Origin of the sequence: Hymenobacter actinosclerus (assembly GCF_900111515.1) — a bacterium.
Classification (GTDB): domain Bacteria; phylum Bacteroidota; class Bacteroidia; order Cytophagales; family Hymenobacteraceae; genus Hymenobacter; species Hymenobacter actinosclerus.
Genome location: NZ_FOHS01000004.1, coordinates 22477 through 35669 on the forward strand (window position 1 = coordinate 22477; position 13193 = coordinate 35669).

Sequence of the window (13193 nt, forward strand, 5' to 3'; positions counted from 1 at the left end):
TAATTCGTAGAAGGTGCTGCATGCCGGCGGGATTATTTTTTCAACCGGCAAAATCATCTCCCGCAACGCACAAAAAAAACCGCCCACTCAAACGAGTGGGCGGCTTTTCAGGACCGTTCGGAACTTACTTACGGCGCGGGGCCGGCTTACGAACGGGGGCTTTCTTTTTCACCGGAGCAGCTTTGGGAGCTACGGCCGGAGCCTCTACCATTTCGGGGGCCTGGCCATACTTCTCTACGGCTGGGTTCGGGTCGCCGGGCAGGTACACATCGAACTCGACGCGACGGTTGAGGGCGCGGCCGGCATCGGTGGTGTTGCTGGCAATTGGCTTCGCCTCGCCGTAGCCTTTCGAGATGATGCGGTCGGCAGCTACCCCTTTGCTCAGCATGTAGGCGCGGGCCGAAGCAGCCCGCTCATCCGACAGCCGCAGGTTGTAGTTGTCGTCGCCCTTGCTGTCGGCGTGGGCCGAAATGCTCAGGTTGTAGTCGGGGTAGTCCTGCATGATTTTCGACAGGGCATCGAGAGTCGGGTACGACGAAGGCTTCAGAGCCGCCTTATCGAACTCGAACTGGATGAACTTGGTGGCCTCCTGCAGGCGCTTCTTCTCCTCTACCTTCATCTCGGGGCAGCCTTTGTTCGAGGCAGGGCCCGGACGGGAAGGGCAACGGTCGAGGTAGTCGGGAACACCGTCACCGTCCTTGTCGAGGGGGCAGCCAGTGGCATCCACCTGCACGCCGGCCGGCGTGTCGGGGCACTTGTCTTCACTATCGATTACGCCGTCGTTATCGGCATCGGGGCAACCCTGCAGGGCCGCTTTGCCCGGGGTGTCGGGGCACTTGTCTTCGCTGTCGCGCACGCCATCACCGTCACGGTCGGGGCAGCCTTCGAGGGCAGCAACGCCGGCTTCAGTCGGGCACTTGTCGAGGTAATCCGGAACGCCGTCCTTGTCGCCGTCGAGCGGGCAACCAACCAGGTCTACGGCTACGCCAGCGGGCGTGCCGGGGCACTTGTCCTTCTTGTCCGATACGCCGTCGCCATCCTCATCGGCCATCTTGCCGAGGTTGAAGCTCAGGCCCAGCTTGTGCTGCAGGTACCGGTCGTTCTTCTTGCCTACGTTGGTAATGCCGTCAATCTGGTCGGTGAGCGGGTAATGCTGGCCGGTCTGAACGAACAGCCCCACCGTCGCCGAGAAGTTAAACTTGATACCAGCAGCAGCCGCAATGTCAAACGCGTACACGTCCGAGTTGCCGGTTACCTTGTCGTTGATATCGTACAGGTCGGGGCTGGCGAAGAATACGCCGGGCTGCACCACCAGGTAAGGCGCGATGAACGCGTCCTCCTTCAGGGCCCAGCCGTTGTTAAGCTTCAGCTTGATCGGAACGCCCACGTTTACCACGTTGGCATCGAAGCGGCGCACGTTGTAGTAAGTGTTCTTCGGATAGTCGGCCGAGAACTTCATGTCGCCGTAGCTCAGGTCGAGGCCGATGTCGAGGCCCGGGGCGATGTAGCGGCTCACCGTTACACCGGCACCGTACTCCACCTTGTTGTGCTTGAACCACTCCGACCCGAGGTCGCCGTGGTACTGCAGCCAGTTGTAGTACACGCTGATATTGGTCTTGCGTTCAGACGTTTGGGCGTGGGACAGCTGGGGGGCCAGGGTACAGGCCGTTATACCCAACGCCAGCACCTTGGAAAAGGGGATGCGTGGAAGCATATAGAAAAGGGAAAAAAATGGCGGAAGAGCGTTCTGCGGACGCAGAATGGGTTTCTATACTAGGCTAAGCCGGAAAAAGTTGCCTTGTATAGATGAGCTTGTACATAATTAAGATTAGCCTCCCAAATCCCTGTAAATCAACAGGAAATAGTGGGTTTATGCCAGCGGCAGGCCGCGCCGTACTTACCAGTCGAAGTCGAGCAGCGGGCCCCGGCCGCCCAGGAAGGTTTCCAGCTGCCGGACCCGGGCCCGCTGCCGGCGTACCTCCCGTTGCAGGTGCTCCAGCTGGCGGTGCATATTCAGTACCACATCGAGGCTGTCTTTGCTCAGGCCCAGCTCCTGGTGCAGGCGGGCCAGCCGGGCTACGTGCTCGGGCTCTTCGCGCAGCGCGTTGGGCACGTCGGGGGCGGCGTGCAGCAGCCCCAGCTGAACAAACTCGCGTACCTCGGCCTCACTCAGCCCGTAGCGCACTCCGCATTCCTGAAAAGTAATGGTGATAATAGCCGCTTCCATAGCAGTGGGTTTTATAAGCTGTCAGCTACTGGCTGGAGGCCGTCAGCTTCACGTTCCGATTGGTTTCTTATCCGAAAAAGGTACCCGCTACCCGCTGGTAGCTAACCGCCCGGGATCAGGCGCGCAGGTCTGCCAGCTGCTGAAACAGCGCTTTCTCCTGCTCCGTCAGGTGCTGGGGCAGGCTGATGGACAGGCGCAGGTACAGGTCGCCGAACTGGCCCTTGTGCTGGTAAACCGGGAAGCCCTTGCCGCGCAGGCGCAGGCGGGTGCCGTTCCTGGTTTCGGGCTTGATGTTGATTTTGACGGCGCCCGACAGCGTTTCCACGGTCTGCTCGCCGCCCAGCAGGGCCTTGTACAGGTCAACCGGCACGTCCATGGTCAGGTCGTTGCCGGTGCGGGCGTAGCGGGCGTCGGGTCGGATGCGGAGCGTGATGTAGAGCGAGCCCGCCGGGCCCCCGTTGCGGCCCGGTCCGCCCTGGTCGCGCAGCCGGATAACCTGCCCATCCTCTACGCCCGGCTGAATAGTGATGCGCAGGTTTTTGCCGTTCACGGTGAGCGTGCGCGGTCCGCCCTGGTAGGCGTCTTCCAGCGTCAGCTCCAGCTCGGCCTGGTAATCTTGGCCGGCGCGGGGGCGGCTGCCGCCCCCGCCACCGCCGCCCGCACCCCCGAACATGGAGCTGAAAAAGTCGGAGAAGTCGGCCCCGCCAAACGGGTCGCCGCCACCTGCGCCGCCAAAACCGCCGCCGCCGCCCTGCGCGTACTGCGACCAATCGAAGCCGCCGCCGCCACCGCCGGGGCGGCCACCGGTTTGCTGGTAGCGCTGGTAGTCGGCACCCAGCTGGTCGTACTTCTGGCGCTTTTCCGGGTCGCTGAGGACTTCGTGGGCCTCGTTGGCTTCCTTGAATTTCTGCTCGGCCTCGGCGTTGTCGGGGTTCACATCAGGATGATACTGCCGGGCCAGCTTGCGGTAGGCCTTTTTTATCTGGTCCTGCGTGGCCGTTTTCTCAACGACCAGCGTCTTGTAGTAATCTTTATAATCCACGGGAGAGTAGGGCGGAAGGACGAAAGAAAAACCGGCCCGAATTTGGCGGGGAGCCGGCCGGTCGATACTTTAGAACGAACCCGACCCGTTGCGGGTTACCGTAACATTGCCGGCCCCAGCCGGCTTTTTCTTCCCTTCACCCCCGCAGTTCACCCGTTATGAAACTCATCGTTACCCTCGTAGCCGCCCTGCTGTTGGGCGGCACCGTGGCCGCGCAGGCCCAGACCAAAACCCCGCCCGTTCGCCGGGCCGCGCAGCCCAAGGCCCGCGTGGTGTCCAAGGGCGAAACCATGAAGGACGGCTTCCTGATGAAGGACGGCAAGGTGCTCGAAACCCGCAACGCCCACACCGGCGCCATCAGCACCGAATCGGCCCTCGTCAACGGCACCAAAGTGCAGCCCGACGGCACGGTGATGATGGCCGACGGCACCACCGTTCGTTTGCAGGAAGGCGACTATATGTCGCTGACCGGCCGCATGACCACCCGCGCCATGAAGGCCGAGCAGGACAGCCTGCAGCAGGTGCAGCTTATGAAAGCCAAAGGCAAGAAGAAGCGGTAGCATTATTCCGCTGCTAGCTGCTAGCCGTTATCTTTCGTGCTAATCTGTCTCCTTTCAACTCCTTGCCGCGCTGTTGCCGGTTGTGTGGATAGCGGGAGGAGCAGCCATAAAAAACGGGTCGGTTCAGGCGTAAGCTTGAACCGACCCGTTTTTGTCTTACCTGAACAACGTTTTCAGCTGATAGCTCTTGGTCGACAGCTTGCTTACGAATGGCTGTAGTCCTGGAAGATGAGGGCTACTTCGGCCTCGTTGGAGGCTTCCACTATTTCGTTGATGACGAACTGCACTTCGTCTTCGCTCCAGCCCTCGTCTTCGGCGGCCTGGATGAAAGAGCTGAGCTGAACAAAACGGTCGGCCTCGGCGGGGGCCGTCCAGCGGATTTTTTTACGGATGCGCATACTATAGGAAGATGAAGCCGGGCCCGGCTAGCGGGCTTTGCGAATTACTTTCAGGGTTACCGGGGCCACGCCGGCATCGATAATATCGATTTTGCGGGCCGCCTTCTTCGACAGGTCGATGATGCGGCCTTTGGCGTGCGGGCCCCGGTCGGTTACGACGACTTTTACCGAGCGGTTGTTGCGTGGGTTGGTGACGCGCACCCGCGTGCCGAAGGGCAGTGTGTTGTGGGCCGCTGTGAGCTGGCCGGGGCGGTACACGGTGCCGCTGGCCGTGCGGCGGCCGTTGAACTTGTCGGCGTAGTAGGAGGCCTTGCCCGATTCGGTGAAGGCCGCCGGGCCGGCGCAGCTTGCCAGCAGCAGCCCGGCTCCGCAGCACAATCCAAGTCGGAAAAAGTAGGGCATAGCAGTGAAAGTGAAGGCTGAATGATACGCCGGCCGGGGCCTTATGGCCGTTTGGGCGGAATTCGCAGGGCCCGCAGCCGCTCAAAGCTACCCTGAAACACGTTGAAATCGACCGGGCCGCGGATGCCGGGCACGTACGACTCGTCGGAATGCTGCCAGATAATCCAGCGGCTGGCCGGCAGCCGGGGCTGGTCGACGTCGTAGTGGGCCAGCCAGAGCGGGTACTTGTCGAAGTGGCCCGCCAGGTGGCGCTGGTAGAAACCGTAGTTGGAATACAGAATGGGTCGCACGCCGTAGTGGCGCTCCACCAGCCGCAGCCACAGCGCCACGCCGCGCCGCATCTGGGCTACGTCGTGAAAGTTGGCGTGCTCCACATCGAGCACCGGGGGCAGGTCGCCGGGCCCGAGCGGCACGGTGCGCGTGAACAGGTCGGCCTGCCTGGTGGCATCGGAGTTGGGGTGGAAGTAGTGGTAGGCGCCGCGAAACACCCCCGCCGCCCGGGCCCCGCGCCAGTTGCGAGCGAAACGCGGGTCGCGCAGCGTGCCGCCCTCGGTGGCCTTAATGAAGGCAAACCGCACCTCGTGGCTGGCCACCAGCGGCCAGTCGATGCGGCCCTGGTAGGCCGATACATCGATGCCGTGCACCGCGTAGCCGGCCCGGAACGGGGTTTGCTCGTGGCCCGTGAGTGAGCCGGCGCGCAACGAGGCGTAGGCCCGGCGGGCATAGCGGTTGAGCTGGGCCGAATAGCGCCCGTACAGGCCCAGGCCCAGCAACAGCCCCCCGGCCAGCAGCCAGCCCACCCACCGCCGCCCGGGCCGCTGCCGCCGGGCAGGGCGGGACGGGCGCGAGCGGGCCGACGAGGAGGACGTAAGGGGCATAGAACCGGCAGGACGTGAGCAAAGGTAACGCCCCACCCCGCCCGGTTGGTGCCCTGCGGGCAGAAAAGAGCCGGCAAACCGGGCGCAAGCGCCGGTTTTTTCGCACCTTCGGCTTCTTAAATTCCTTTGCCATGCCCCAACCGCCCCGCTCCTCCGCCCACGATGCCCGCGACGAATCGGGCCACCTGATTCGGGAGCTGCACGGCGTTACGCTGGCCCAGATTCTGGAGTACCTGGTGGCGGCCTACGGCTGGCCCGAGCTGGACCGCCGCATCCGCATCAACTGCTTCTCCTCCGACCCCAGCATCAAATCCAGCCTCACCTTTCTGCGCCGTACGCCCTGGGCCCGCGCCAAAGTCGAGGAGCTCTACATCGAAACCCGCACGGCGGAGCTGAGGTGAGATGGTGAGGTGGTGTGTTGGTGAGATAGTGAGTTGATGTCCGGGAGCCCTGTTGGCGCCGGTGGCCTCAGCGGCCAGCGGCCAAATGCACCCTTCTTTCCCCCTATTACGTTCGCGCTATCTGCGCGGGCAGCACCGCAAGGCCCCCGAAACATCAACTCACCATCTCACCAGTTCACCAGTTCACCATTTCACTATCTCACCGCTCATGGCTGAAATCAGGCAGAAATCCGGGCCGCTGGCGTTTCTGGCGGGGGCGGCGCTGTTTGTGGCCTTCGAAACGGCCGCCTACTACCTGCTGCGCTACGCCACCTCGGGCCTGGGCATGGCCAACCAGTTGCAGCCCGAAAACACCATTGTGAGCAACTGGGTGAAAACGGTGGTGTTTCTGCTGGGTCACCTCACGCTGGTAGTGGTGGCGGTGCTGGTGCTCAGCAACCGGCTGCCGCGCCGGCTGCGGGGCCAGCTCATGGGCTGGTTCTACCTTTCGCTCCTCGTCGGCTTCGCCCTGCTGGTTCCGCTATTCTCCTGATTCGTTTTTCGGTACGGAGTATGGAACCACGGAAAACGAGCAACGAAAAACGAACCCGGAGTTCATGAAAAAAGCCACTGCGAAGGCAGTGGCCAGGTGAGACATGGTCCGGTCGGTCCCGGCGTTATAGAAACAATGCGCGGCTTAGCGCTGCTTGATGTCGATTTCGCGCGGCTCGTCGTTGGCGGCGTACGGAATGCGTACGAGCAGTTCCTCGCCCTCGAACACAGCGTCGATGCGGCTGGCGTTGAGGCCGGCCGGCAAGGTGAGCATGCGGCTGAACAACGGTGCGGCCAGCTTATCTTCGGGCGTGTGGCGGAACTCGGCGTATACGCTCAGCGTGTTTTCGTTGAGGACGACGTGGAAGCTCTGCGGATTGACCGACGGAAGGGCTACGCGGATAATGACGCCCTTCTCCCGCTTATCAATCCGCATACGGGCCTGCGCGATGCCGCCACCCAAGGTGTTGAGCAGGTCGAGCTGGGGCGCGATGTTGCGGATAAATTCTTTGCTGATAAGGTTCATGTACTGGGTCCTTTCTATTGGTGTGACTGACTTAGTTCAAAAGGTGTACCAAGCCCGCACGGAGGCCGCTAATAGCCCCGTAGTGCCATAAAGTCCGGATGCGGAGTGGTTTTTTCGGCGGTCCGGCCATTGTGTCGGGCGCTGGTGCCGGGGCAGCGGGCCGCGCCGGGGCAGCGGAAAGCCCGTCCGTTGCGTACACGAGGGCAGACGCTTACTCTCAGCCCCCTCGCCCTATGGAGCTCAAAACCATTTCTACGGCCCGCACGGCCCGCTACATCAGCCTCGGCGAGCCGGGAGCCGATATTCAGCACGTGTGGTTCTGCCTGCACGGCGAAAGCCAGCCGCTGGCCGATTTCGCGGCCCAGCTCGTCAATTTCGACACGCCCGAGCGGCTGCTGGTACTGCCCGAGGCCCTCTCGCGCTACGCCCTGCCGGCCGGCCCCACCGAAACCCCGGTTACGGTTGCCACCTGGTTTGCGCCCGATTCGCTGCTGCCCGACCTGGCCGACCTGACCACCTACCTCGATGAGCTGGCGGCCGAAGTGCTGGCCCAGTGCCCCGCCAATGTGCCCGTAACGGTGCTCGGCTACGGCAGCGGCGCGGCCGCCGCCTGCCGCTGGCTGGCCGGGGGGCGCACCAACTACGACCGGCTGCTGCTCTACGCCCCCGTTTTTCCGTCTTCCATCGACCGGCGCGCGACGCTTGTGGGCCTGCCCGAGCGCCCCGTCACCCTGATTTCGACCACCACCGACGCGTTTACCTCGGAGGCCGCCGGCGTTGGCCTGCTCCAGGATTTGCAGGACGTGGGCCTGAGCGCCCAACACCGCTACGTATCGGAAGGCCCGCTCACACTCGCCGCCCTGGGCACAGTGGGCAAATAAGGCGTGGATGGGCTGTTGTTCAGCACACATTGCGCTTGAAATGACGTTCTTTTCACTAAGCACCAAGCACTAAGCCCTATCGAAATGGCGGACATCGACCTGACCCAACTACCTACCCGCTCGCCGGCCAGTGCCCGTAAAGCGGCGACCAAGCGCGCCAACAAAAAGCTGCGGCAGGAGCTGGTGGAGCTACAGGACCGCCTCTACGCCGACGGCCGCCACAGCGTGCTCATCATTTTGCAGGGCATGGATGCCAGCGGCAAAGACGGCCTGATTCGGCGCGTGTTCAGCGGTATCAACCCCCAGGGCGTGCGGGTATACGCGTTCAAGGAGCCCACCGAAAACGAGCTGGCCCACGATTTCCTGTGGCGCATCCATCAGCAGACGCCCGCCCGGGGCATGATGCAGGTGTTCAACCGCTCGCAGTACGAAGACGTGCTCATCACCCGCGTCGACGGGCTGATTGACGATGCCGAGGCCCGGCGGCGCTTCACGGCCATCAATAACTTCGAGAAACTGCTCCAGCAGGCCGGCACCACGGTGCTCAAGTTCTACCTGCACGTATCGGAGGAAGAGCAGCTGGAGCGGCTACAGGAGCGCATCACCGACCCCGATAAGCGCTGGAAATACGAGGCCGGCGACGAGAAAAAGGCCAGCCAGCGGGCGGCCTACCGTGCCGTGTACGAAGACGTGTTCCGCCATTGCAGCCCCGCCACCTGCCCCTGGCACATCGTGCCCGCCGACCAGAACTGGTACAAAGCTCACTTCGTCGCCCAAACCCTGCGCGACACGCTGGTAGCCCTCGACCTGCAATACCCGACGACTAAGGTGAAGAAGAAGTGATGCGTAAGCAGACGAGTTACTGGCGTCCTGAGCATGTCGCGCATAGAGCGAGGACGAAGGATGACAGTAACTTACCCCATCATGCCTTTTTCTCCTTGACTTCGTTTTTATCCGCCTCCGTCACGTTGCGGCCGAACAGGTGCCGGCCTTCGGTGTCGGGGGCTTCGCTGATTTGGTGGAAGCCGTTGGCTTCCAGCGCCCGGCGGGCGGGCACGTTGGCGGGCGCGATGCGGGCCGTGAGGTAGCGCACCAGATCGGTGTCGGCGGCGTGGCGCACGAGGCCGGCCACCAGCTCGGTGCCCAGGCCCTGGCCCTGCCAGTCGGTGGCTACCGCAAAGCCCAGTTCGGCGGTGTCGTCAACGGGCGGGCCGTGGAAGCCGCCGGTACCGATAAGCGTGTTGGTAGGCGTTTCGGCGCCGGCCCGCAGCAGGGCGTACCAGCCGTACCAGCCCGCCGCCTCGCGGCCGCCGGCCGTGAGCTGCTCCAGAAAATGCTGCTGCACCTCCGTGTCGTATTCGGGCGGGGGCCAGTTTTGGGGGAGCTGCGCGCCCAGCAGCACCGGGAAGTAGTGCGGCTTGGCCGTTTCGGCAATCAGCAGGGCCCGGCTGGCGGCAATCAGCGTCAGGCGGGGCGTGTAAGTAATCAGTGGAATCATGCAAAAAGATACGCAGCCCGTCGGTTTTGGGTATTCAGTAACGCTGCCTCTTCAAACCCAACTGCCGATGGGCGGCCGTTTTCGGTTTTCCGGCCGGCCAGTGGCGCCCCAGCAACCTAGCGGCGAGCTGCCGTAACGGGCACGGTAGCGGTTTCCAGGTGCAGCTCTACGCAGCTGAGCACATCGCGCACGGTGCGCATAGCCTCCATTTCGGCGTCGGCTATTTCAATGTGAAAGCGGTGTTCGAGGTTGATGGCCAGCTCGACGAGGTCGATGGAATCGAGGCCGATATCCTGTTGCAGCCGGGTGGCGGGCCGCAGCACCAGGGCCGGGTTGCGGCGCTTGCGCAGCAGCATGCGCTCGACCTGGTAACGAATGATATTTTCCATGGGAGAAGCAAAAAGCAAAAAACAGACCACTGGGGCCCTACTCAACGTGGCTGAGTAGGGGTGTAGTATCGGGCGCGGGCAGCGGGGCCAGCTGCGCCACCGGCGAATCGGGCCGTAATTGGTCGCCGGCCCGGGCGGTGGGCGCCAGTAGCAGGCCGTCGGCGGGGGCCGTTACGAATACAAAGTTGAGCATGGGCACGGCCCGCGCCAGCTGCGCCTGCGTGGCGGCCAGTTGCGTTTGAGCGGCCGCCAGCTGCCCGGCCGGAGCCGCCTGACTTAGCAGGGCCTCATAGGCCTGCTGCTGCCGCGCCAGCCGAAGCTGCAACTGCTGCTGCTGCACGCTGGGCTGCTTTTGCAGCAGCTTCAGCAGTAGCTGACCCTGGCGAACCCGCTGGCCCGCGTGGTAGAATACCTCGTGCACCCGGCCACTCTGGCCGGCCAGCAGGGGCTCGCCGGCCAGAGTGGCCGCTGCTGCTGCGGCAGGGACCACCGCGGCCACTACCGGAGCCGGCTGGGAAGGAGCGAGCCAGCGGGGCACTACCGCGCCGCCGGCCGCAAAGGCAAACAGGAGGAGCCCTGCGCCAATTGATTTTTTCATGGGCTGAAACCGGCTGGCCGTAAGGGCAGGCCACCTGTAAGGGGTAGCCACCGGCAAAAAGGTTGGTTCCGCGCGAAAAACCGGAAACCGAGAGAGGTAAAAGGAGAGAAGAAGCCCCGGAAGGCCCTGGCCGCAACCGTCAGGCTCAGGCCGAGCTTTGCGGACAGTGGGCTACCAGCCGCTGGTGCAGCTGCTGCTGCACCTGGGCCACCGAAACGGCCCCCAGGGCGGTGCGCATGGCCTCAATGGCGGGGCCAAACATGTCTTCGAGCGTCTGCTGCATCACCCGGCCCAGGTCGCAGGCATGGTTGGGGGTGGTACTGCTCACCTGGAACAGGTCGGGCTCGGCCTGCTGCATGGCCCGGTACACGTCGAGCAGCGAAATATCGGCCGGCGGGCGGGCCAGCAGTGTGCCGCCGCCGGTGCCGCGCTGGCTCTGCACCAGGCCCGCCGTGCGCAGCGTGCCCAGCAGCCGCCGCACCACTACCGGGTGCGTACCGGCACTACCGGCCAGCACCTCCGACGATACCGGCTGCCCCGGCGAGTGCGCCAGGTAAGCCAGAATGTGGGTGGCAACGGCAAATCGGGTGTTCATAACGGAGTAAGTAACAGATTCGGTTACAAATGTACAACAGAAAATGGTTGTGCGCAACCTTTGCAGTCAACTGCTACCAATGCGTTGGTAAAGAATAGTTGGAGGCAGTGAGTTGCACAATGGGTAGTGCAAAACCCGGTTTCATGCTACCGACTGTGCAACCCTCAACCTACTCGGTCCAGGTGCCGAACCGGCCGGCCTGGTAATCCTGGTAGGCCTGCCGGATTTCGGCCTCGGAGTTCATCACGAAGGGCCCGGCGGCCACGATGGGCTCATTGAACGGCACGGCGTGGCCCAGGAGCAGCACGGCGTCGTCGGTCAGGGCGCGGGCCTCGAAGTCGTCGCCGTCGTAGTTGAATTCGACCAGCTGCCGGGCTTCGGCTTCCTGGCCGTTCACCAGTAGCCGGCCCCGAATCACGTAGCAGAAAATGGTGCGCCCGGCCGCGATACTCAGCTGTAGCCGGCCATCTTGCCGGAAGTTGACGGTGGCCAGCGCCATGTCGGTGAGCGGTTGCACGGCCCCGGCGGTACCGGCCCAGTTGCCCGAAACGGCGTGGATTGTTACGCGCCCCTCATCGAGCGTTACGGCCGGAATTTCGGGCTGCTGCAAGCCGGTGTAACGGGGCTCGGTCATTTTCAGGCGGGCCGGCAGGTTCACCCAGAGCTGTAGGATTTCCAGCGGGCCGCCGGTCTGCTTGAACTCGTCGGACGAAATTTCGGAGTGAATCAGGCCCCGGCCGGCCGTCATCCACTGGATGCCGCCCGGCCCGATAACGCTGCGGTGCCCGCCCGAATCCTGGTGCAGAATGTCGCCTTCCAGGATAAATGTCACGGTTTCGAAGCCGCGGTGCGGGTGGGGGCCGAAGGGCAGGCCGCGGTTGCGGGCCGGGTAGGTTTGGGGGCCATGGTGGTTGAGGAACAGGAACGGGTCGAGGTGCTCCACCGAGTTGGTGGGCAGGGCCCGGTAGGTCGTCAGGTCGGCAATGGGGGCGCTCTGGGCGCGGTGCAGGGTTTTGATGGTGCGCATAAGGCGGCAGAATTCAAGGAGGAAAGTTGGTTGCCGGGCCCCGCGGGCCGTAGGAGGGAGGCAGCGGGGCGGCGGCGGATAAAACGTTTACGGCCCATTTTGTTATTACGGCGGGCTTCCGGCCCCGCTTCTGTTCATCCTGATCTGCTTACAACCGTCCCGAATGATTCACCTGTTTCAACCCTTTACCCAGCGTGGGCTCTCGCTCCGCAACCGCCTCATCATCTCCCCCATGTGCCAATACAGCTCCCAGGAAGGCTTCAGCACCGACTGGCACGTGGTGCACCTGGGCTCGCGCGCCGTGGGCGGGGCGGGCCTCGTACTGCTCGAAGCCGCCGCCGTGTCGCCCGAGGGCCGCATCACCCCCGACGATTTAGGCATCTGGCAGGACGAGCACGTGCCCGGCCTGCGCCGCATCACCGATTTTATCCGCACCCAGGGCGGCGCTTCGGGCATTCAGCTGGCCCACGCCGGCCGCAAAGCCAGCCACGCCAGCACCTGGAAAGGCAGCCATACCCTAACGCCGGCCGAAGGCGGCTGGACGACCCTCGGGCCCAGCGCCCGGCCCTTCAGCGACGAATACCCCATGCCCCAGGCGCTGGACAAGGCCGGAATTCAGCAGGTTATCGAGGATTTCCGGCAGGCCACCCGCCGGGCCGTGGCGGCCGGTTTCGAGGTAATCGAGCTGCACGCGGCCCACGGCTACCTGCTGCACGAGTTTATGTCGCCGCTGAGCAACGAGCGCACCGACGAGTACGGCGGCGCGTTCGAGAACCGCGTACGGCTGCTGCTGGAAGTGGTAGCCGCCACCCGCGCCGAGCTGCCCGCTGCGCAGCCGCTGTGGGTGCGCATCTCGGCCACCGACTGGACCGAAGGCGGCTGGACCGGCGACGACTCGGTGCGCCTGGCCGTGCTCCTGAAAGAAGCCGGCGTGGACTTGCTCGACTGCTCAACCGGCGGCAACGTGCCCCAAGCCGACATTCCGGTGGGCCCCGGCTACCAGGTGCGCTTCGCCGAGCAGGTGCGCCGCGAAACGGGCCTGGCCACCGGCGCCGTGGGCCTCATCACCGACGCCCGGCAGGCCGAACAAATCGTGGCCACCGGCCAGGCCGACGTAGTGCTGCTGGGCCGCGAGTCGCTGCGCGACCCCTACTTCCCGCTGCACGCCGCCCACGAGCTGGGCGTTGATGTGCCGTGGCCCGTGCAATACGAGCGCGCCAAGCCAAGGCGATAGGGTTCT

At 64.0% G+C, this 13193-nt stretch carries 18 protein-coding genes; 6 read left to right on the forward strand and 12 right to left on the reverse strand.

Annotation, left to right across the window (positions count from 1 at the left end):
* Positions 1-124: 124 nt before the first annotated feature.
* The 3 genes from BMY67_RS19790 to BMY67_RS14830 all read right to left on the reverse strand — a co-directional run bounded on the left by BMY67_RS19790 (position 125) and on the right by BMY67_RS14830 (position 3269).
* Complete coding sequence (locus BMY67_RS19790; RefSeq protein ID WP_092772998.1) at positions 125-1714, reverse strand: OmpA family protein; 1590 nt, start codon at positions 1712-1714, stop codon at positions 125-127.
* Between the two features lie 183 nt (positions 1715-1897).
* Positions 1898-2227, reverse strand: coding sequence for a chaperone modulator CbpM (locus tag BMY67_RS14825; protein ID WP_092773000.1), 330 nt, complete (start codon positions 2225-2227; stop codon positions 1898-1900).
* Positions 2228-2342: 115 nt separating this feature from the next.
* On the reverse strand, positions 2343-3269 hold the full coding sequence (locus BMY67_RS14830; RefSeq protein WP_092773002.1) for a DnaJ C-terminal domain-containing protein: 927 nt from the start codon (positions 3267-3269) through the stop codon (positions 2343-2345).
* A 158-nt stretch (positions 3270-3427) separates the two neighbouring features.
* Between BMY67_RS14830 and BMY67_RS14835 the strand changes: the two genes are divergently transcribed.
* Positions 3428-3829, forward strand: a complete 402-nt coding sequence (locus BMY67_RS14835) for a DUF6799 domain-containing protein (RefSeq protein WP_092773004.1) — start codon at positions 3428-3430, stop codon at positions 3827-3829.
* Between the two features lie 203 nt (positions 3830-4032).
* Here BMY67_RS14835 and BMY67_RS14840 read toward each other — a convergent pair whose 3' ends face one another.
* From BMY67_RS14840 to BMY67_RS14850, 3 genes are read right to left on the reverse strand one after another with little or no spacing between them, the layout of a single operon-like run.
* Positions 4033-4227 (reverse strand): hypothetical protein, encoded by a 195-nt coding sequence (locus tag BMY67_RS14840; RefSeq protein WP_092773006.1) that lies wholly within the window; start codon positions 4225-4227, stop codon positions 4033-4035.
* A 27-nt stretch (positions 4228-4254) separates the two neighbouring features.
* On the reverse strand, positions 4255-4629 hold the full coding sequence (locus BMY67_RS14845; protein WP_092773008.1) for a septal ring lytic transglycosylase RlpA family protein: 375 nt from the start codon (positions 4627-4629) through the stop codon (positions 4255-4257).
* 41 nt (positions 4630-4670) lie between these two features.
* Positions 4671-5507, reverse strand: a complete 837-nt coding sequence (locus tag BMY67_RS14850) for a glycoside hydrolase family 25 protein (RefSeq protein ID WP_092773010.1) — start codon at positions 5505-5507, stop codon at positions 4671-4673.
* A gap of 131 nt (positions 5508-5638) precedes the next feature.
* On the opposite strand from BMY67_RS14850, the gene BMY67_RS14855 reads away from it, so the two are divergent.
* Both BMY67_RS14855 and BMY67_RS14860 read left to right on the forward strand, forming a co-directional pair.
* Positions 5639-5908 carry a VF530 family protein gene (locus BMY67_RS14855; protein ID WP_092773012.1) on the forward strand — a complete coding sequence of 90 codons (270 nt, stop codon included), beginning with the start codon at positions 5639-5641 and terminating at the stop codon, positions 5906-5908.
* Positions 5909-6116: 208 nt separating this feature from the next.
* Positions 6117-6440, forward strand: coding sequence for a hypothetical protein (locus BMY67_RS14860; RefSeq protein ID WP_092773014.1), 324 nt, complete (start codon positions 6117-6119; stop codon positions 6438-6440).
* Between the two features lie 144 nt (positions 6441-6584).
* Here the strand turns inward: BMY67_RS14860 and BMY67_RS14865 are convergent, their stop codons facing one another.
* Positions 6585-6965 carry an Hsp20/alpha crystallin family protein gene (locus tag BMY67_RS14865; RefSeq protein WP_092773016.1) on the reverse strand — a complete coding sequence of 127 codons (381 nt, stop codon included), beginning with the start codon at positions 6963-6965 and terminating at the stop codon, positions 6585-6587.
* 233 nt (positions 6966-7198) lie between these two features.
* Here BMY67_RS14865 and BMY67_RS14870 point away from each other — a divergent pair, with 233 nt between their 5' ends.
* Both BMY67_RS14870 and BMY67_RS14875 read left to right on the forward strand, forming a co-directional pair.
* Positions 7199-7846 (forward strand): alpha/beta hydrolase, encoded by a 648-nt coding sequence (locus BMY67_RS14870; protein WP_092773018.1) that lies wholly within the window; start codon positions 7199-7201, stop codon positions 7844-7846.
* Between the two features lie 84 nt (positions 7847-7930).
* Positions 7931-8689 carry a PPK2 family polyphosphate kinase gene (locus BMY67_RS14875; protein ID WP_092773020.1) on the forward strand — a complete coding sequence of 253 codons (759 nt, stop codon included), beginning with the start codon at positions 7931-7933 and terminating at the stop codon, positions 8687-8689.
* A gap of 79 nt (positions 8690-8768) precedes the next feature.
* Here the strand turns inward: BMY67_RS14875 and BMY67_RS14880 are convergent, their stop codons facing one another.
* From BMY67_RS14880 to BMY67_RS14900, 5 genes are all read right to left on the reverse strand, one after another.
* Positions 8769-9344, reverse strand: a complete 576-nt coding sequence (locus BMY67_RS14880) for a GNAT family N-acetyltransferase (protein WP_092773022.1) — start codon at positions 9342-9344, stop codon at positions 8769-8771.
* 116 nt (positions 9345-9460) lie between these two features.
* Entirely contained in the window at positions 9461-9733 is a 273-nt protein-coding gene (locus tag BMY67_RS14885) for a phosphopantetheine-binding protein (protein ID WP_092773024.1), read from the reverse strand.
* A 37-nt stretch (positions 9734-9770) separates the two neighbouring features.
* Positions 9771-10331 (reverse strand): efflux RND transporter periplasmic adaptor subunit, encoded by a 561-nt coding sequence (locus BMY67_RS14890; RefSeq protein WP_092773026.1) that lies wholly within the window; start codon positions 10329-10331, stop codon positions 9771-9773.
* Between the two features lie 145 nt (positions 10332-10476).
* On the reverse strand, positions 10477-10926 hold the full coding sequence (locus BMY67_RS14895; RefSeq protein ID WP_092773028.1) for an Rrf2 family transcriptional regulator: 450 nt from the start codon (positions 10924-10926) through the stop codon (positions 10477-10479).
* Between the two features lie 169 nt (positions 10927-11095).
* A complete protein-coding gene (locus BMY67_RS14900; RefSeq protein WP_092773030.1) occupies positions 11096-11953 on the reverse strand; it encodes a pirin family protein in 858 nt (285 codons plus the stop codon).
* Positions 11954-12116: 163 nt separating this feature from the next.
* On the opposite strand from BMY67_RS14900, the gene BMY67_RS14905 reads away from it, so the two are divergent.
* Positions 12117-13187: an NADH:flavin oxidoreductase/NADH oxidase gene (locus tag BMY67_RS14905; protein WP_092773032.1), complete on the forward strand. Its 1071-nt coding sequence runs from the start codon at positions 12117-12119 to the stop codon at positions 13185-13187.
* Positions 13188-13193 lie beyond the last annotated feature (6 nt).